The sequence below is a fragment of the Prevotella sp. C561 genome (genome assembly GCF_000224595.1).
GTDB classification, from domain to species: domain Bacteria; phylum Bacteroidota; class Bacteroidia; order Bacteroidales; family Bacteroidaceae; genus Prevotella; species Prevotella jejuni.
This window is the reverse complement of record NZ_JH114142.1, coordinates 295056-313494: the sequence shown is the minus strand read 5'-3', so window position 1 is coordinate 313494 and position 18439 is coordinate 295056. Positions and strand designations below refer to the sequence as shown.

Below are 18439 nucleotides of genomic sequence, written 5' to 3'. Positions count from 1 at the left end.
AATTTTATATTTAAAATAGATTTGATTCCATTATATCTATTGCGCCTAATGGATAATTATTTGTTCTATTTTGTGCAAAACGAGCTATGAATTCATCTTCAGAGATAATAGGGATAGAAAGTTCCTTTGCTTTCTGATTCTTTCCAGAAGTACTTTCTACGTCATTATTAATAAGATAATTCGTTGATTTAGAAACAGAACCAGTTACCTTACCACCCTGACTTTCTATGTACGCTTTCAGTTCGTTACGATTCTTATAATGGTGAACATCACCCGTAACAACGAAGGTTAATCCCTGGCAACTATTACCAGTTGGTGCTGATGATGGCTGACTAACGTTAAGTTCGGCCAATAGATGTTGTAGCATTGATTGATTATCATTATCTTTCATCCAACGTACAAAGCTTGCACTCTTCTCTGGTCCAATACCAGCAATCGTTGAGAAGACATCTTCTGCAGCACTTTCTGTAGCTGTTTTAATAAGTTCCTCCAATGGATAAGCTGATAAAAGACGATTGCAAACATCTTGTCCAACAAGGGGAATGTTTAAAGCAAAGAGCAGACGACGTGCTTCAACATTACGCGCTTTTTCAATAGCAGCCAATAATTTAGTGACACTCTTGTTTCCGAAACCTTCCATTGTACGCAGTTCTGTGGCATGTTCTGTAAGATGGAAAAGGTCAGCATATTCACGAACCCATCCAAGGTTTATAAATTTCTGTACGGTTTGTTCAGAGAGTCCGTCGATGTTTACACCTTCTTTTGATACAAATCTACCAAACTTCTTCAGCTGTTTAGCTGGACAATGTGTATTGGTACAGTGTAGTGTGCGTGTTCCACTAACCTCACTTTCGCTAACTTCTGTAGCAGAATGGCATACTGGGCAAGTCTCAGGAATATGGAAAGTACCAACGCTTTCAATAACGTTAATAACCTTTGGAATAATCTTATTTGCCTTTATAACAGCTATCTTCGTTCCTTTATCACCAATCCCTAATCGTTCACACTCGGAGATGTTGCAAAGTGATGCACGTTTAACGGTTGTTCCTTCTAAGTCTACAGGACGAAAAACAGCTACTGGCGAGATTGTTGAAGCAGCACATGACCATTCTATATAGTCTAATTCCGTTTCCGCACTCTCGTCTTGCCATTTAAAAGCATAGCCTGCACGTGTGGCATGGTGACCAGTGACAGAACCTGTTGCAGCATAAACGGTGTCGTCGTATGAGATTACCAAGCCGTCAACAGGGTAGGGAAATGGTGATGAACTCACACCAGTAACTCTTTCTGTCCAATGATGAATGACCGCTTCTATATTGTCAATGGTAGGCTGTTCGATAACCTCTCTGTCTATAACTTTGAACCCTTGTTGTTCAAGCCACTCCATTCTTTTTCCCCAAGAAGTTATTTCTTCCTCTGTATAAACGAGTGTAAAAGGAATCCAACGCAAGTGGCGGGCTTTTACTTCATTGATGTCTTTCAGTGTGAGTGAGCCTGATGCGAGGTTGCGAGGGTTGGCATATTCTTCCTCTGCTTCCATGTTAAACTGTTCAAAGTCAGGATAACTGATGACAGCTTCACCACGAATAACAAGATGTCCCTTATAGGGAATGGTTTGCAAGATACCATCAATAGCCGTAGAAAGATGAGTAATATTGGTACCAATATGTCCATTACCACGTGTGACAACCTTTGTCAGTTTACCATTATCGTATGTAACAACAAGTGTCAAACCATCCAACTTCCATGAAAGCCATATAGGTCTATTCTCTGCCCATTTAGCAAGGTCTTCTACCTTCTTAGTTTTTGCCAAGGATAGTGCAGGGAACTCATGTTCTTCCTTTTTGCCAGTAACATTATCGGCAGCTACATTTTGTGTTGGAGAATCGGGGAGTATAATACCTGTTTCTTCTTCTAATTTTTTTAGCTTATCAAAGGCTGCATCCCATTCATAGTCTGTCATAAGTTCGTCACGACCATTGTAATAAGCGTCGGATGCAGCATTAAGTTGATCGACAAGTGATTGTATTTCTTTGTTCATAATTAGGTTTGATAGCTGATGATGATAAATTGTTCTGTGTATTTATTAAGTAGGAATAAGAACTGATTGAACCGTTAGAGGCTATTTCCAAAGCTGTTTAATGAGTGCTGCATCAGCCTTCGTCCAATTGAGCTTTGTAAATTCCTCTGGCCTTAACCAGCATGCGTCAATGTGTTCAAGAAGTTTGAAATCTTTATCATGTGCCATACAGTCGTAGGCAGTAAGCCGGACAATGAAATCAGGATATTCATGTTCAATACTCCCGAGCTTTGCCCCTACATAGATATTCCAATCCATCTCTTCGTGTAGTTCACGTCGCAAAGCCTCGTAATCATTTTCTCCCTCCTTTACTTTACCGCCTGGGAACTCCCAATGCTCAGCAATATATTCAGGCCCTTTACGTAACCGTTGGGTGCATAAAAACCTATCACCGTCATGGATAACAGCACATACAACGTTTAGATATTTCCTTTCCATCGTTTTCTTCTATTATCAAGATAATTTTATCTTTTACTTCATACTTTACTTGCAAATATACTACAATTTAGCGAACGAGTCTATCTTTCTTATAATTAATTTGATTTCTTTATGTGCAACTCATTTCTTTTGCTTACCTTTGCGCCAAAGTACAATCGAATTAATATTTTTTATGTCTACACTAACACTTGCTATTATCGTCGTTTTCGTCTTGGGTTATGCACTCATAGCGATGGAAAGTCTGACGAAAATCAACAAAGCTGCAGTTGCTTTGTTGATGTTTGTTTTCTGTTGGGTTCTCTATATGGTTGACCCTTCACCATTTGTGCAACTGATGCACCCAGAGTTTAAGGGTATTGGAGATCAGCTCGTCACATTTGCCAACAAGTTGATAACAGAACATCTTGGAGACACTGCAACCACGCTTTTCTTCCTTATGGGAGCTATGACAATCGTTGAGATTGTCGATCAGAATGGCGGCTTTAATTGGGTTAAAGACGTGATGCGTTCTAAGTCAAAGCGTAGTTTATTATGGAAGATAGCCTTCATGACTTTCTTCCTTTCAGCTATCTTGGACAACTTGACGACAAGTATTGTGATGATTATGATTCTTCGCAAGCTCGTTCAAGACCATAAGGATCGTATGATTTATGCGTCATTGGTTATCATTGCCGCCAACTCTGGTGGTGCTTTCTCACCAATCGGTGATGTAACAACTATTATGTTATGGAATGCAGGAATGATAACAGCTGGTGGCGTGATAAGCGAGATTTTCATTCCATCTCTTATATCAATGATTATCCCAGCCTTTGTTCTTCAGTTCTTATTAAAGGGCAAGTTAGGTGGTGATATGTTAGAGACGGATCACTCTGGTGATACTGAACTATTAGAGTTCAATGGCTCACAACGCAAGATAATCTTTGCCATTGGAGTGGGTGGTCTCTGCTTCGTACCAGTATTCCATTACTTCACAGACCTTCCTCCATTCGTTGGTATCCTCCTTGTATTAGGTATTCTTTGGACGATTACAGAGATATTCTATCGTAGTTTGCATCGTTCAAAAGGCGCCAGTGAGGATTTCTCAAAGCGAGTATCCAACTTATTGAGTCGTATAGATATGTCAACAATCCTCTTCTTCCTTGGTATTTTGATGGCTGTTGCCTGTCTTGAGGAGGTGGGAGTATTACACGAACTCGGTGGAGGATTAAACAGTTTCTTCCAAGGTAATCATTATGCAGTGACAGGAGTCATTGGTGTTCTCTCGTCTATAGTCGATAATGTACCTCTTGTTGCAGGTAGTATGGGTATGTATCCAGTTCAGGCAACAGGCGACATGACAGTTGATGGTATCTTCTGGCAGCTATTGGCTTATTGTGCTGGAGTAGGTGGTTCTATCCTTATCATTGGTTCTGCAGCAGGTGTTGTCGTAATGGGATTGGAGAAGATTACCTTTGGTTGGTACATGAAGAAAATTTCGTGGATAGCTTTCTTAGGCTACCTCTGTGGTATTCTCTCTTATTGGGTTATCCGTACGTTTATCTTTAAGACACCATTGTAAACGACCGTATTATTATTCAAGGAGTATTAGAAATTACATTATACATAAAGCGGGTGGTTCCTCTATAGGTGGGAAACACCCGCTTTACTTGTTCTTTGTTCCCACATCTTGTGGCTTTCTCATTATTTATGAGTCTAAATAATCTACCTTGTATAAGTGATTTTTCATGTCTTAGAACTTATCAAATATTACCGTCATCAGCATGAGTAGGATTGTGGAATATGAAGGAAAACAACTACATAAATACCCAATATAGTTTTATTTTAGTTTGCTGTCATATTTAACATTTCGTGTAAGCTGTTGTAGACTAATGTGTTATACGGCGATGATAGCTGACAGGAATGACAGCAAATTTGGTTTTCAATAAATCAGCCAACGATTGCGAACTCCTCAGATGTACAAGAACATTACCAAAAAAGTTTATGTTTCCCCTTTTATTCTCACCTTCTGATAGGATTAAACTTATCTGTCCAATGGAATAAGCTACAAGACAAATCGATTGTTATGTATTCTTCTCTATGAAAGATGAATTCCCCAACATAAATGTAGCAAAATAGCTTTAATTGATATGAGGATAATTGTTTGCTAACAAGAACCCAAAACGTTCATGGGAAAGTGGACGCTAACACCATGGCGACTCATAGTTATTTTATTTAGAATGGCGCGTGAATGGCTGTGGAGCATGTAGTATATTAGGATATTATATACCACACAAAAAGGAGATAAACACCGATAAATGATGTTTATCTCCAATTTTTTTTGTTGTGTTTAAGTGATGCTTTAGTTGGCAAAGCGTACGTTCTGTGCACTCATTCCAACGATGATGTTACCCTGGATAAGCTTACCTTCTGGTGAGTAGTAGAACACTTCGCTTGGTGCATTATAGCTTGGATTGTCTATAACATAGATGTTACCCCACTTGTCAACATTAACTTGTTGAGGACTGCGAAGCCCTGTCATGTCGAGGTTCGTCTTCTGACCTGTAGCTAAGTCATAGAGGAAGAAACTCTTATCATTGCTTCCGTAAGGAGCATAGAGACAGACAAGCGCATTCTTCTGGGCACTGTATGCAATGGAAGTAGCATTGAAGAGTTGTGTCACTTTGTTGGTCTTTGTGTCAATCTTCTGTACTAATGGCTTTTCTACATAATCAAACATAGACACAATAAATACGTCGTTGCCAGCAGCAATGTTCTGATTGTAAGGGTTGAGACCAACCTCAATATTCTTTGGATTACGGAATGTATTGAGGTCAACTACTGCTACGTACTTACCATTACCGGTCATACTATAGTTTGAAAGGTTTGCATAGAGCTTACCATTCGTAATTGAGATGGCCTCTGGGTGGTCACCCACAACAACAGAGTCAACCATTGGCTTCACTTTGTCGTTAGGATTCATCTTATATACTTTACCGCTGTAGGCAGAGAAGTAAACATACTTACCATCTGTAGCCAAGTAACGAGGCTCAACGTTGTGGAGCTTAATTGTCTGTTCTACTTTACCTACACGGTTCAGAACCTCAATCTTAGAAGATGTAGTACAAGCAACGACAACCTTATCACCAAATACGATCAAGTCTTGTGCATCACCAATCTTGATGCCATTTTGTTCCTGGTAAGCATTGCGATAAAGGAAAGGTGCTGTTGGACGAGCTTGTATGTTGTAATCAAGAATACCAACAGTTCCATCATTTGCACCAAAGTTACCGGCACAAGAAACATACACATCTGTGGTTGATACCTCTGGTTGCTTACCATCATAAAAGTCGTCATCATCGCTACAAGCGGTGAAAGTGAGCGCAGACATGAGGATAATGCCTAACGCAAGTAGATTCTTTTTCATTGTCTTCATTGTTTTGTTTATAATTGATTTTTGATTGAAACCTTTTATTGTGATTATATTCTTGCTCAAAGAACCCAGCTTACAGACAGTCGCCAGTTGGTGCCTGGCATTGGATAGAAGCGAACGACCTCATAGTTCTTATTGCCGAGGTTGCGCACATCAAACTGTACTCGTAATTGCTGCTTATTGATGTTGAACTCCCGAGAGAGCGTTATGCTATGGTCAGCAAATGGTCTCATACGATTGTCTGGAATGTTATAACTCAACGTGTATCGCTCTCCCATCACTAAGACATTATAACAGAAGTCGAGCCAAGGAGTATGTAATAAGATACTTGCTGAACCCGAATGGCATGGGGTATAGGCTATCTGATTACGATAATAGACAGCTGTAGGGTCGCTGATGTCCGTTGCCTTCATCAGACTATAGCTACCTGTCGCACTCACGGACCAATCATTACCCCATCTCTTCTCAATGTTTGCTGATACATCCAGCCCTAATTGGCGCACCTTCCCAGCGTTCATCATCTGCCAATAGAACATCTTTGGCACCGCAATAATCTTATCGGTGACGTTGCCGAAATACCCATCAGCGGTCAAGGAAAGCTGGAGTGTACGATTAAAGGTGTGCGAGTAAGTCGTACCAAGGTTCCACATGCGTGATTTCTCAGGGTTTAGATGGCGGTTGCCGATACCTGTATAATATAGTTCATTGAGTGTTGGAGTACGGAAAATGTCCTTATATCCAAAGCGGAGGCGGAAGTCTTGCAGGCAACGCCACTGCATACTGAAGGCAGGCGACAGTCTGTGAAATCCGTTCGAAGCGTTCCCTTGTTTTACACGTTCGTAGATATTCGTTGCGAGAAGAGATGCATTGATACTGAAAGAACCTATCTGATAGTTGGCTGCTAAGGCTGTCCACAGCGAGTTGCGGGTTGGGTTAGCAGCTTTCGGCAGTGTCATGGATAGATGGTTGTGCGCATAATCCTGTGCGAAAGAAAGGTTTAATCCCTGCAAAGGATTTGTCCACAGCGTTGCTGTTAGGTAAGTCTCGTTCTGTCGATAGGTATCTTCTTTGTATCCACTGGCAGGTATATCAGAGTAGCGTGACCATGAATAGTTCCATTTTGCAGCCGCTTTCATCTTGATACGATTGCTAAATAGGTTCTCATAGAGCATTTGTGTAAAGACATTCTTATCTCTCAGCCGTTCTGCCGAATATGTGTTGTCATAGATGACAGCCCCTGGCAATCCTCTGTTTGACGTGAAGCCGTAAGCTTTCCACTGCAATGTCTGCTTATCCGTGAGCTGATAGCTCATGTTCAGTTCGCCTCGCCACGTCTGTATGTCACTGTTATTTCTACGCTCATGGATGGTCTTGATACCATTCTTTAGCGTGAACCAGTAAACTCCGTCAGCCCTTTCGTAGCTCGTGTATGCGCCAATCGCCAAACGTGAGAGCTGTTGATGATAGAGTAGGGAGGGCGAAAAGAGCCCATAGCTACCCGTGCGCAGTGTTGTTGTGAGGTGTGGCTTGCGATCGGATATGCCTTGTAACGTACTGATATTGATGAGTCCTGCCGAGGTATAAGCCTTTGCACTCTGATAGATATTGTCTTCTTGTCCAATCTGCAAACTGACGAGTGAGACGTTGTCAAGCGTGAAGCGAGAGAGATCTACCTGTCCACTCTGGCAGTCGCCCACCTGTACTCCGTCATACGTAACACCCGTGTGCCCAGCCCCTAAGCCTCGAATATTGACAGTCTTCATACCGCCTACACCGCCATAGTCCTTCACCTGTACACCAGCAAATCGTTTCAGCGCATCGCCCATATCGTGTATGCCGAGACGCTCCATATCCGTGTGTGACAGAGTCTGTATCGGTGTACTTGCCAATACATTCCCAGGAATACGGAAGCCTTTAACCACCACCTCCTCTATCGTCTGTGTGGAGTCATTGGTTACGGTTTGTGCTGTCATACTCAAAGGGCATAACAACAGTAAGAAAGAAGCCAGTTGCCTCATCTTCTTATAATGTATCATAATGGTTCTATGCAGTGCCCTTCCTCGAGAGATGCAATGACTTGCAATGGCAGGTCTTCTGACTTGTTATCCAAAAGAAGGTAAACGCCTTCCCAATCATTTGTTATCAGTGGCTTATGTTTACCTGTGACAGACAACTTACAGCTGCGGGACAGTAGCGGAATCTCACCGCTTTCCCTTTTTAATCATGCTTATAATGAACCTATTGCGCCTACAAAGATACGATAAAGGGTGGAGATTAACAAATAAAGGTATGCTTTTCTGTCTATCGTCTCACAGGAATGTTGTCATAGTGAGAGGATAGACTGTAATTCTATAAGCAGTCCTATCGTTTCATAGATAATGTTCTTTTGAACCGATAAAAGCTGTCCTATCTCAAAGTTCAACCTCAATCAAGGTGTTTTTGAAGGTGTTTCATCTGATGTCCACCCCATTGGTTATCGTCTACATAAACGAAGCCTATGCGGTGATAAAGTCGTTCGGCAGAAGGATTACCAGTGTCGACGAGTAGACCAGTAGGGAGGTTCATCTTCCTTCCTTTCTCTATTGTTGCCTCAAGAAGTAGCTTTGCAATCCCTTTCCCACGGAACTTTTTGTCTACACAGAGCGAATCGATATACAGTTCGCCAGCCGATGTCTCGTCATCCATATCACCGTAATTGCGACCGAAAGCCTTGAGGGCTCCTTCGATGAAGGCTTGTCTCAGCTTCGGAAGTCTCGCACCATCATAACTGACACAGATACCCGCAATCTCGTTATGTGCTGTTAGTGCAACCAATGTGTTGAGATAGGAGTATTGCGAATCATCCCGTTCTACTAACGATGTTATAAGCTGATGGAACTCTTCTAAGCTATGGTCTGGTCCTGCAAACCACTGACAACAGTCGTGGTTCATCGCTTCCATTATCAGTCGGGCTATTACTTCAGCCTGTTCTTTTTGTGCATCTTCAATTCTAATCATATTGCGAAGATACGAAAACTATTTGAGATAGCGTGTTTCTCGTGGGTGGAATTCGTATGATATAAGGTTTGAATAAACTCCCCACCACCTCCTAAGCGAGGAAGGGGTGGGGTGAAATAGGATTAAAGACCTAAATCTTTCATAGCCTTCTTAGCAGCCTCACCAGACTTACCCTGCATCTTTTCGGCAGCTTCCTTAGCAGCCTTCTTAGCAGCTTCAATCTGTTCAGGTGTTGCATTCTTTACTGCATCCTTTGCCTTCTGTAGACTTTCTGTAACGTCCTTTGGGTCCTGCTTTGATGCTGCGTCAACTGCCTTGCCAACAGCCTCAGCAGCTGCTTCATTGCCAGAAGCCTTCAAAGCCTCTTGAATGTTCTTTGAATTACTCTGCATCCACTGCTGAATCTTTCCGATATACTCCTGTGCCTGCTTTGGATCCTTCTGTGCCAACTCAGCCATCTTAGTCTGAGCTGTGGTCAATAAAGCGGCAACACCCTTCTCATCCTTAGCCTTTATCTTCTCGTTGAGTTGGTTGATGAGCTGGTCAGCATCGGTAGGAGCTGCTGCTGCTGTTGCTGAGTCAGGAGCAACAGACTCTGTTGTGTCTGAGTCTGCATTAGCCTTTGGAGCATTAGTTTTACCGTTGTTACAACTTGAAATAGTCATTGCTGCTACAGCAAGAGCCATAAGAAATACTTTCTTCATAATTTTCTTAGTTTAAATGAATTAAAGACTTAATCTATAAATGTCCTCAAAGATAAGTATTATTCTTGTTAGTTGTTGCCTTTTTAGAATGTTTTAACTATAAAAATGTAAAGTTGATTGACTCAGAGATAATGGTCTTTCAACGTGGGTTTAACCTGTGATTCGTTGCTTGTCGATGATGTTAGACGCTCTCCTTAACGGGCAATAACGATCTTCGTCTTACCCTTTTCCAATACTTCGGAGGAATTTGCAACGTGGTAAAAAATCATTACATAAGTGCGAGATGAATATCCTCACGAAAGGAATGTAGCTCTGCTTAAAAGTAAGTTCGTAACTTATAGTAAATCAAAATGTTACGTATAATGCCGAAAAAGACGCCCTTCTTGCTTCAAGAAGGGCGTCTTCAACATGCAAGAAGGGCATGTTCTTGAACGTTGAAAGGCGTCTTCTTGCTTCTTCCTCGGCCTTTCTTCGAATGGAGAGACAGGAGTTTGATGAAATATCCTTACAACTTCTATCTGTATATTTAGCCTTCCTTTGGTCTCTATCAATATCATTGTAGGGGTGTTGTGGGTTTTGTATCTCACAAAGAGATATCAATTTCTCCACAGAGAGAGAGCCCGCTGAGGAATTGTTTAAACGCAAGATATCACAGAGCTTATAGCCGGTGTCAGCGATAGTACTCTGTGATATCTGTCGGTAGAAGCCCTTTTGAAGACTCTTCACGTGTGCAAAAATGCTCTGTTTCGTTTGTGGTATTCGTGAGAGATGATTAATCTCACGCCGTTCCCATCGACATCCTTATTCATCCGCAAAAGGTTAAGATAGGATGTCTATCACGTCTTCAACAATCTGTTCATCAAGTAAACGGTTGTCTGAAAGAAGCTGTTGAAGGTCGAAGCGGTCATAGAGGTCTTTCTTTATACCTCCCACGAGCACCTTCATCTCTGATGTCCCGTAGTAGGCAGCGATACGTTCTCCGAAGCCTCCATCTTTACTACCATCTTCTAATGTGACTACCAAATCGTGGCCTCCCTTCAGTGAGTCGAGCGTCTCTCGGTCAACTTCATTCAAGTAACGAGGGTTGATGAGTGTTGCCTTTATTCCCTTCTCAGCAAGTAAACGAGCAACATTTTCACCCTTTTGATAGAAGGAACCGGCAGCGATAATAGCAACCTTTTCACCCTTCTGTGTCACTTTGTATTTTGCTTCGTAAGCATATTCTCTGTCAACAGTCTCCGTAGTGTGATGCACACCATTGCTTGGTATGCGGATAGCAATAGGCTTCTTATCTTGCAGGATAGCCCAACGTAGCATTGCAAAATACTCTTCACATGTTGTTGGAGCAAGGTAGATAAGCCCCGGAATACTGCATAACATTGGTATATCAAAGAGACAGATGTGGGTGATGTCATTCATGGAAGCAGTGCCGCCCCATGTCACATTGATAACAGCTGGATTAGCGTTGATACAGAGATCCTGTGCTATTTGGTCGTAGGTACGCTGGATAAAGGTACTGAAAACAGTCCATACAGGTCGCAATCCTCCCTTTGCCATACCAGAAATCATCGCTACAGCCTGTTCTTCTGCAATACCTACGTCAACATGTTGTGCGCCAGCTTCTTTACGTTTCTCTGGTGTGAAACCTGCTGCAGAAGGTGTACCAGCTGTCACAGCGACGAGTGTTTTGTCTTGCTTCATCTCTTTCAACAGCCAATCACTAAGTAGTTGCTCGTAGGATTCAGTAGTTGGACGCTCTGGTCTGCTGCCATCTTCCTTATTGAAAGGCATACCATAATGCCATGCTTCCTTATTCTCAACGGCTGGTGTAAAGCCATGTCCTTTCTCGGTCTGGATATGAACTACGGTCGGCTTGTTCGTATCTTTCACGCTGCGGAACACCTCGATGAGTTTTTCTACGTCGTTGCCTTCCTCTAAGTACTTATACTCGAAGCCCCAAGCCTTAAACCAGTTGTGGTTGCACTGGCCATTGCTTTCACGTAAGTCACGTAGGTTTTTGTAGATACCTCCGTGTGGCTCAGCGATAGACATCTCGTTGTCATTCACGACGATAAGAATACCTGTGCCGAGTTCGGAAGCCTCGTCAAAGCCTTCAAAAGCCTCGCCACCAGAGAGAGAACCGTCACCAATGACAGCTATAATATTCTCTTTCGTCCCTTTTATATCACGGGCTTTCTGCAGACCAGTGGCAAGACTCACGGAAGTAGAGGTGTGTCCAACTTCGAAATTGTCATATTCAGGACACTCCGTTGGTGAAGAATAGCCACTAATAGCATTCATTTCGTCGACGTTACCAAGGAACCCTGAAGCACGTCCTGTTAATACCTTGTGTGGATAACTTTGGTGGCTCACGTCAAAAACCAACTTGTCTTTAGGCGTGTCAAAGACATAGTGGAGGGCAACAGTTGCCTCTACAAAGCCGAGGTTAGGTCCAACGTGTCCGCCATGCTTGCTTACACGATTTAATACTGCTTGACGGGTCTCATCAGCAACAACCTTTAATGCCTCAATATTCAGCTGCTTTAACTCGGCTGGAGATTTAATCTTCTCTATATACATCTTCTCTATTTAATGTGAATACATATCTTATTTGATTGGCAAATGTACTTAATTTCTGTTGAGTATCCATTACCTAAACTATTTATAAAACAATTATTTTTATCTTTTTATCAATTGATTGTATCTTTGTATTGCGTTCCTTTTGTTCTATTTAGGTCTTGTGGAAAAGTTTGTTATCCCTGTAATGGAGTTGTATTTTCGGCTACAATCACTTATTCTACTTGTGTTTTGGGCCAGTTGACAAGGTAGAGATGTTCAGTAGCACGAGTGAAAGCGGTGTAAAGCCAATGGATGTAATCGGGTGTGAGCATCTCGTCTGTCATGTATCCTTGGTCAAGATAGATGTGTGCCCACTGTCCGCCTTGTGCTTTGTGACAGGTGATAGCATAACCGAACTTTACCTGTAAGGCATTATAATACTCATCTTCACGCACCTTTTTCATGCGGTCTGCCTTTAGAGGGATGTCTTCATAATCCTCCAACACATGTTGGAAGAGTTGTTCGTTCTGCTCTTGAGTCAAGGCAGGGGCTTCCGTCATCAGTGCATCAAGGATAACTGTCATCTCCTCTTCAGCGTTATTATAGTCGGGAAACTCCAGTGATACATCGGCAAAGCGGAACCCATAGAACTCGCGGACATTGCGAACACGACGCACAACAGCGCGGTCGCCGTTGGCAATGAAGGTTAGTACGGGTTTTTCTATCTCCTTTCCACCTCCTGAAGGGAGTTGCGTAACCTGTCTTGTCGCTTGTGTAGTAACGCTGTTTACATTATTTGTAGCATTGTTGAGGCTGCCATTGAGAGAAGGTGATGGGGGTGGGCTGTTCTTATACTTATTCTTCACGACCATCAACATGTCGCCTGTTGTCAGTTCTTCCTCACGTCCAAGAACCATGTTTCGAATACCTTGATTGAATACATTAGCACGTTTGTTGGAGCGTGTGATGACCATAGTCTCATCGATTCCCACCTCGGAATAGCTGGAAGCCAGTCGTTCGATAAGTTCATCACCTGGTACGATGGAGATGTCAGCAAAGCCCTTGAAACGAATCTTTGGTAGTTGCGTTACCTCATCATGGGTTATCATTTGACGAATAACGGTGGCATTATAGAGAATGCCAGAGTCTTGACTCTGACGAAGAACCTCGTTTAAGTCGCATTCATAGACTGTCAGACCGTAGGCGCGAAGAACATCGGCACGCAGAGCAGGGCTCTCTTCTTCACCTACAGGAGGGAGCTGTGCCTTGTCTCCAACAAGCAGCATGCGACAGTTTCGGTCGTTATAAACATATTGAATAAGGTCGTCAAGTAAGCAACCACTGCCGAAGGTGGTGTTGTTAGACGATAAACTAATCATCGAAGCCTCATCGACCATAAACAAGCGGTCGCGGAAGAGGTTGACATTTAGATTGAACTTTCCATCTAATCCGGTAAAGGCTTTCTCACGATAGATGGTGCGATGGATGGTTGCAGCGGGTTGGTTGGCATTTAACGAGAACACCTTAGCAGCACGACCCGTCGGTGCTAAGAGTGTTACCTTCTGTTGTAATTGCTGCAGTGTACGTACAATCGCACCCGCTAAGGACGTTTTACCTGTTCCGGCACTACCTCTGAGAATCATTACAACACGCTCGTCACGGTCGGTCATAAAGTGTGTAAAGACCTCAATAGCATGTGTTTGGTCGGTTGTTGGTTCAAAGCCAAAGTTCTGTAATATCCTATATTTCAGTTCATCAATTATCATTGCTTAATGTCTTTTACCCTCATTAATTCCAATCTTTAATGTCTGCTTTACCTTCTATCTGTCGTTCGATGTTGTCAGGAAGTTGTGAGAAGAAGTCCATACCAGTGATACGTTCTACCTCATCGACAGTGTTGACGTAGTCAGTCTTCTTATGTCCTTTGGCTGAGACATTCCTACAGATAAAGCCAATAGCCTTCGGTTCGTCTTTCAGACGGAGGATAACTTTGAAGAAGGCTTCGGGCACTTGCACCTTATTCTTACCTATTGTCTTATGCTTTTGATTGAGATAAATAGGTCCACAGACAATATATACGTCGCCATACTCTTCTGCCCATGTGCGGCATTGATTCTCTATTGAGTTCCACAGACCACTGTTTAAGGCTGGGTTCTGTGGACACACATTGGTCATGAGGAAGCTTTGTTCCATTGCTCTCTGGCTCCAATGGTTGTCAGCAGCAGGACACATGTGACCTCGGTCGTAGCCAGAACGCATATAATCGTAGGTGTCGACACGTGGTTCTGGTACGTCTTCATCTGCTTGGAAGGTGATACCCTTGCGCTTAGCAGGACCATTAGTGTGAGCTGCTGTGAGGTGCCATGCCACCCAATTAGGTGTACGTGTATCAGCATTATATGAAGTTGTATAACCTTCGCGATAAAGTAAAAGGGACGGGACATTGGCTTTGCCGATAGGAATCTCTAAGCCTTGTTTTACTTTAAGCGTCTTTCTTTGATTGGTATTTGGGTCCTCATCTGATGTGTTGGGAGCGTCTGCTCTTTCGTTGTTATATGACTCTACAAAGGGTTTGTCTAATGTTGACAAGTCTCCTCTTCGTTTCTCTCCTTGACATGCAACGGCTACTAAGGACAGAGAAAGTATGATGGTTTTTAAGAATATATGGTTCATTGATTGGTATGTTGGTTTTAATGCTATTTATAATAAGGTGGGGCAGCTCCTTATTCAATCCTTTTCCTAATGAGGTGAGAATAGCTTTCTGCCTCAAATGGTTGGTTAAGAATAGAAAAGAAGGGCTATATGTACCTGTTAAGTCTTCTTGTTTATAATAAATTACATGTGTTTACAAAGTTACTATTTTCTTATTACTTAATAGGTGTTTTTCATCAAAGAAGTTTATTAGAGGGCTATCTTTTATTGGTCTTATCCGTTGTTTAGGGTGATATAACAGCGACTTTTTGTAGCGTAAACATTTGTTTTTCTGTATGCTTTTAGCTTTCCCAGTACTGATAAAGGACAAGTTCTTTTGTCCTATTAAGTGTGAAAGGAAGGCGGAGGAGGGAAAGTGCAGTACGAGTTTCTTTCTCTTATCCTTTTCTTTATTGCGTATATACCTTATATACAAATGGTCTTCTTCAGAAAGGAAAACGCTGAAGGGGGTGATAGTCCATGAGACTAAAGATAAAAGAAATTAATCATTAAGTTGTAAAATTATTGCTGAAATGCTTGCAAGTAATGATTTTTAATATTACATTTGCAGTGTACTATTATGGTAGTACACTGTTACTAATAAATAAGCAAGTAATAAATGACGTTATATAAAACAATCTAATAAAAGAAAGAAAGCCTTATGATTCAAGTTAATGAACTGACTTTCAGTTATCCTAAAAGCAAGCACAATGTGTTTGAGGGACTGAGTCTACAACTCAAAGAGAACCGAATTTATGGTCTTTTAGGCAGGAACGGTATGGGAAAGAGTACACTGCTTTACCTCATTGCTGGCCTTCTACGACCGCAAAAGGGTAGTGTTTTGGTTGATGGTTATACTGCTTCAAGTCGTTACCCAGAGATGTTAGAGGAACTGTATATTGTGCCTGAGGAGTATGATTTGCCTAATATGCCACTCAGTAAGTACGCTAAGATTCACGAAGACTTCTACCCTCGATTTAGCGAGGAGGTTCTTGAAAAGTGTCTGACCGACTTTGAGATGTCCTTAGATGTCGACTTTAAGCAACTCTCTATGGGACAGAAAAAGAAGGTGTATATGAGCTTTGCACTTGCTACTGGTTGTCATCTACTATTGATGGACGAGCCAACTAACGGGCTCGACATTCCTTCAAAGGCTCTTTTCCGTAAGGTTATTGCTGGGAATATGGCAGAAGATTCGTCGTTGATTATCTCTACCCATCAGGTGCATGATGTTGAGCAGCTGCTTGATCATATCATCATTCTTGACAATTCACAAGTGATTGTGAACGCATCAACTGAGGATATAACAAATGATTACACCTTCGGTATTCGTCAACCTAACGAGATGGACGACAGCGTACTCTATGCAGAGCCATCCATTCAAGGCAACAACGTGATTGCACGACGTCAGACGGGTGACAACGAGACTACGATCAATCTTGAATTGTTGTTTAATGCTGCAACAACAGGTAAACTTAAATAAAACGAGGAGGAAGAGAATTATGAAGACGACATTTGCAAAAATCATTAATATCAGCCTAATCTCTGTAGCTTGCTTACTTGCTTTAAATTCTTGCTACATCCGAAAAATTGACTACGGAAAGATGGTGACAGAGGAGGCCTCTGTTGATTCGTTTGACACGATAGACATCCGTGGAGCTGGTACTGTTTATATATCACAAGGTAAGAAGTATAGTTTAAAGTTTAAAGGGGAGGAGGAGCGACTTGATGTATTAAGTTTTGTCAATAAACAGAATAGACTGGTAATTGACATGAAAAACCTGATTCAGCATATAGGCTTTTTTGATTTGAAACCTTCAGATAGGGTAACGCAAAGTATTGTTATTTATATCACTACGCCAACACTCTCAAAGCTAAGTTGGAACAATTCTGCTACTGTTATTCTTTCAGATTCTTTTAAACTTGATAAGCTCAGCATTGATGCTCCTTTAGGTGGTAATCTGAAGATAAATAAGATGAATATCAATCAGTTGGAAGTCTCTATGAATGGTTTGGGGGCTATTGATGTTAAAAGCCTAACTGCTAAAAAGGTAATCTTTGATACCTATGGAGAAGTAGGCTTAGGTGTAAATTTCTATCGAACTGATACGGCAATTATCTCTGCGAAGGGTGAACCAAAGATCAATACTACGGGAACAACGTGCTTACCCTTGACCATGGTTACAGAGAAGGGAGCCGTTATTAAAGATAAAACAACAAGAATAAAATAGAATTGAGGAGGATATAAATTATGACAAAGTTTGATTTAGACCGTTTCGGTAAGGTAATGAGCAGACTCTCGGTGATAAGTCAGCGCAAGAGAAGTGTAATCTTTATTACTTTTCTTATCATATTCTTAGTTCTTGCAAAGTTCACTACACCTATGTTTTCTGGAAAGTCTATGGATGATATAGGTTACAAGTCATTCGTTTCAGAAGTTGTAGATTTTATTGGGATTTTTTCTCCAATTGTCTTCTTCGTATTAGGTACATTTTTCATTCAAGACCTTGAAGGGCGTCAGCAACGTATCAATGAATTGATGCTGCCAGCTACTAATCTTGAGAAGTTTGTTGCACGTGTGCTATTGGTTGCAGTGATTTATCCTTTAACTATTTGTGCTGCTTTTATTGTTGCAGATGGATTACAGCTGTTGATTTCAATGCTTATTGCACCCGAAGAAAGTTTTTCTATGGTTGTAGCCTACTTTGACAGCAATTCGTCTATAGGAGATTCGCTCCTATGGGATAAGGTTCTGTCAACACTTATGAGTTATTCAATTGCTATCTTTGGAGGTTTACTTTTCCGCAAGTTAGCTTGGCTGAAGACGACAGTTAGTTATTTAACTGTGATTATTCTTTCTATAATAGGTTTCTTCCTTTTAAAGATATTCCTTTACGAAAGTACAGACTATGAGGTTGTTTTTATAGAGAATCCTTATGCTTCTCTTATCTCGATTGGAGTAAGCCTATTGATGTTCTGGTCTTCCTATAAGATTTACACACGTCTGCAGGTTATTAACAACCGATGGAGAAATATTTAACAAGGCGTGGATTAAATAGTAAGGCTTATGAACTTCGATAATAACAAGGCTATTTATGAGCAAATGGCAGACCGCCTTTGCGATGAGATCATAGCTGGGACCTATAAAGCTGACGACAGAATACCGTCTGTCCGGGAGTATGCCGTTATGCTGCAGGTGAATACGAACACTGCAGTGAAGGCCTACGAGCTACTCTCTCGTGAGGAGATAATATACAACAGGCGTGGACTGGGGTACTTTGTCTCGGCTGGTGCACGTGAACAAATCATGAGTACTCGACGTAAAACATTCCTCACACAATCGCTCCCTTCCATTTTCCGAGAGATGAAACTGTTAGGAATTACTATAAAAGATGTTGAAAAGGAATGGACTATTGCGCAGCAGTAGTAATTGTTCTTTCCCAAATGAAGGCACTTACAAAAGCGTACTACGGATAGAGATTTACCGAAGAAGCTAAACGTCAGTGTTTTATTATACCAATTAAAATAGGCAAAACAGGAATGTATTGATTATAAGTTCCT

The 18439-nt window shown here is 41.6% G+C and carries 14 protein-coding genes and 1 riboswitch; of the genes, 5 read left to right on the top strand and 9 right to left on the bottom strand.

Annotation, left to right across the window (positions count from 1 at the left end):
* Window positions 1-10: 10 nt before the first annotated feature.
* Both ligA and HMPREF0666_RS05550 read right to left on the bottom strand, forming a co-directional pair.
* A complete protein-coding gene (gene ligA, locus HMPREF0666_RS05555) occupies window positions 11-2041 on the bottom strand; it encodes an NAD-dependent DNA ligase LigA (protein ID WP_009011368.1) in 2031 nt (676 codons plus the stop codon).
* 81 nt (window positions 2042-2122) lie between these two features.
* Window positions 2123-2518: a (deoxy)nucleoside triphosphate pyrophosphohydrolase gene (locus tag HMPREF0666_RS05550; protein WP_009011367.1), complete on the bottom strand. Its 396-nt coding sequence runs from the start codon at window positions 2516-2518 to the stop codon at window positions 2123-2125.
* Between the two features lie 172 nt (window positions 2519-2690).
* Here HMPREF0666_RS05550 and nhaD point away from each other — a divergent pair, with 172 nt between their 5' ends.
* Complete coding sequence (gene nhaD, locus HMPREF0666_RS05545) at window positions 2691-4076, top strand: sodium:proton antiporter NhaD (RefSeq protein WP_009011366.1); 1386 nt, start codon at window positions 2691-2693, stop codon at window positions 4074-4076.
* A 780-nt stretch (window positions 4077-4856) separates the two neighbouring features.
* Here nhaD and HMPREF0666_RS05540 read toward each other — a convergent pair.
* The 7 genes from HMPREF0666_RS05540 to HMPREF0666_RS05505 form a co-directional block, all read right to left on the bottom strand.
* The gene (locus tag HMPREF0666_RS05540; protein WP_009011365.1) at window positions 4857-5921 is read right to left on the bottom strand and encodes a YncE family protein; all 1065 of its coding nucleotides are present in this window, start codon (window positions 5919-5921) and stop codon (window positions 4857-4859) included.
* A 65-nt stretch (window positions 5922-5986) separates the two neighbouring features.
* The gene (locus HMPREF0666_RS05535) at window positions 5987-7963 is read right to left on the bottom strand and encodes a TonB-dependent siderophore receptor (RefSeq protein WP_042856026.1); all 1977 of its coding nucleotides are present in this window, start codon (window positions 7961-7963) and stop codon (window positions 5987-5989) included.
* A 30-nt stretch (window positions 7964-7993) separates the two neighbouring features.
* A riboswitch (cobalamin riboswitch) is annotated at window positions 7994-8184 on the bottom strand.
* Between the two features lie 167 nt (window positions 8185-8351).
* Window positions 8352-8924: a GNAT family N-acetyltransferase gene (locus tag HMPREF0666_RS05530; protein ID WP_009011363.1), complete on the bottom strand. Its 573-nt coding sequence runs from the start codon at window positions 8922-8924 to the stop codon at window positions 8352-8354.
* A 122-nt stretch (window positions 8925-9046) separates the two neighbouring features.
* A complete protein-coding gene (locus HMPREF0666_RS05525; protein WP_009011362.1) occupies window positions 9047-9628 on the bottom strand; it encodes a hypothetical protein in 582 nt (193 codons plus the stop codon).
* An 819-nt stretch (window positions 9629-10447) separates the two neighbouring features.
* Window positions 10448-12208, bottom strand: coding sequence for a 1-deoxy-D-xylulose-5-phosphate synthase (locus HMPREF0666_RS05515; protein WP_009011361.1), 1761 nt, complete (start codon window positions 12206-12208; stop codon window positions 10448-10450).
* 212 nt (window positions 12209-12420) lie between these two features.
* The gene (locus tag HMPREF0666_RS05510) at window positions 12421-13953 is read right to left on the bottom strand and encodes an ATP-dependent RecD-like DNA helicase (protein ID WP_009011359.1); all 1533 of its coding nucleotides are present in this window, start codon (window positions 13951-13953) and stop codon (window positions 12421-12423) included.
* 22 nt (window positions 13954-13975) lie between these two features.
* Window positions 13976-14860, bottom strand: coding sequence for a DNA/RNA non-specific endonuclease (locus HMPREF0666_RS05505; protein ID WP_009011358.1), 885 nt, complete (start codon window positions 14858-14860; stop codon window positions 13976-13978).
* 679 nt (window positions 14861-15539) lie between these two features.
* On the opposite strand from HMPREF0666_RS05505, the gene HMPREF0666_RS05495 reads away from it, so the two are divergent.
* Genes HMPREF0666_RS05495 through HMPREF0666_RS05480 form a run of 4 tightly spaced genes read left to right on the top strand, consistent with a single transcriptional unit; the run spans window position 15540 to window position 18305 of the window.
* Window positions 15540-16361, top strand: coding sequence for an ATP-binding cassette domain-containing protein (locus HMPREF0666_RS05495; protein ID WP_009011356.1), 822 nt, complete (start codon window positions 15540-15542; stop codon window positions 16359-16361).
* A gap of 19 nt (window positions 16362-16380) precedes the next feature.
* Entirely contained in the window at window positions 16381-17109 is a 729-nt protein-coding gene (locus tag HMPREF0666_RS05490; RefSeq protein WP_009011355.1) for a GIN domain-containing protein, read from the top strand.
* A 20-nt stretch (window positions 17110-17129) separates the two neighbouring features.
* Window positions 17130-17918, top strand: a complete 789-nt coding sequence (locus HMPREF0666_RS05485) for a hypothetical protein (RefSeq protein ID WP_009011354.1) — start codon at window positions 17130-17132, stop codon at window positions 17916-17918.
* 27 nt (window positions 17919-17945) lie between these two features.
* Window positions 17946-18305, top strand: coding sequence for a GntR family transcriptional regulator (locus HMPREF0666_RS05480; RefSeq protein ID WP_009011353.1), 360 nt, complete (start codon window positions 17946-17948; stop codon window positions 18303-18305).
* Window positions 18306-18439: the final 134 nt, after the last annotated feature.

Coding starts and splice junctions, on each gene's coding strand:
- ligA (WP_009011368.1), bottom strand. CDS start 2,041: ATGAACAAAGAAATACAATCACTTGTCGATCAACTTAATGCTGCATCC.
- HMPREF0666_RS05550 (WP_009011367.1), bottom strand. CDS start 2,518: ATGGAAAGGAAATATCTAAACGTTGTATGTGCTGTTATCCATGACGGT.
- nhaD (WP_009011366.1), top strand. CDS start 2,691: ATGTCTACACTAACACTTGCTATTATCGTCGTTTTCGTCTTGGGTTAT.
- HMPREF0666_RS05540 (WP_009011365.1), bottom strand. CDS start 5,921: ATGAAAAAGAATCTACTTGCGTTAGGCATTATCCTCATGTCTGCGCTC.
- HMPREF0666_RS05535 (WP_042856026.1), bottom strand. CDS start 7,963: ATGATACATTATAAGAAGATGAGGCAACTGGCTTCTTTCTTACTGTTG.
- HMPREF0666_RS05530 (WP_009011363.1), bottom strand. CDS start 8,924: ATGATTAGAATTGAAGATGCACAAAAAGAACAGGCTGAAGTAATAGCC.
- HMPREF0666_RS05525 (WP_009011362.1), bottom strand. CDS start 9,628: ATGAAGAAAGTATTTCTTATGGCTCTTGCTGTAGCAGCAATGACTATT.
- HMPREF0666_RS05515 (WP_009011361.1), bottom strand. CDS start 12,208: ATGTATATAGAGAAGATTAAATCTCCAGCCGAGTTAAAGCAGCTGAAT.
- HMPREF0666_RS05510 (WP_009011359.1), bottom strand. CDS start 13,953: ATGATAATTGATGAACTGAAATATAGGATATTACAGAACTTTGGCTTT.
- HMPREF0666_RS05505 (WP_009011358.1), bottom strand. CDS start 14,860: ATGAACCATATATTCTTAAAAACCATCATACTTTCTCTGTCCTTAGTA.
- HMPREF0666_RS05495 (WP_009011356.1), top strand. CDS start 15,540: ATGATTCAAGTTAATGAACTGACTTTCAGTTATCCTAAAAGCAAGCAC.
- HMPREF0666_RS05490 (WP_009011355.1), top strand. CDS start 16,381: ATGAAGACGACATTTGCAAAAATCATTAATATCAGCCTAATCTCTGTA.
- HMPREF0666_RS05485 (WP_009011354.1), top strand. CDS start 17,130: ATGACAAAGTTTGATTTAGACCGTTTCGGTAAGGTAATGAGCAGACTC.
- HMPREF0666_RS05480 (WP_009011353.1), top strand. CDS start 17,946: ATGAACTTCGATAATAACAAGGCTATTTATGAGCAAATGGCAGACCGC.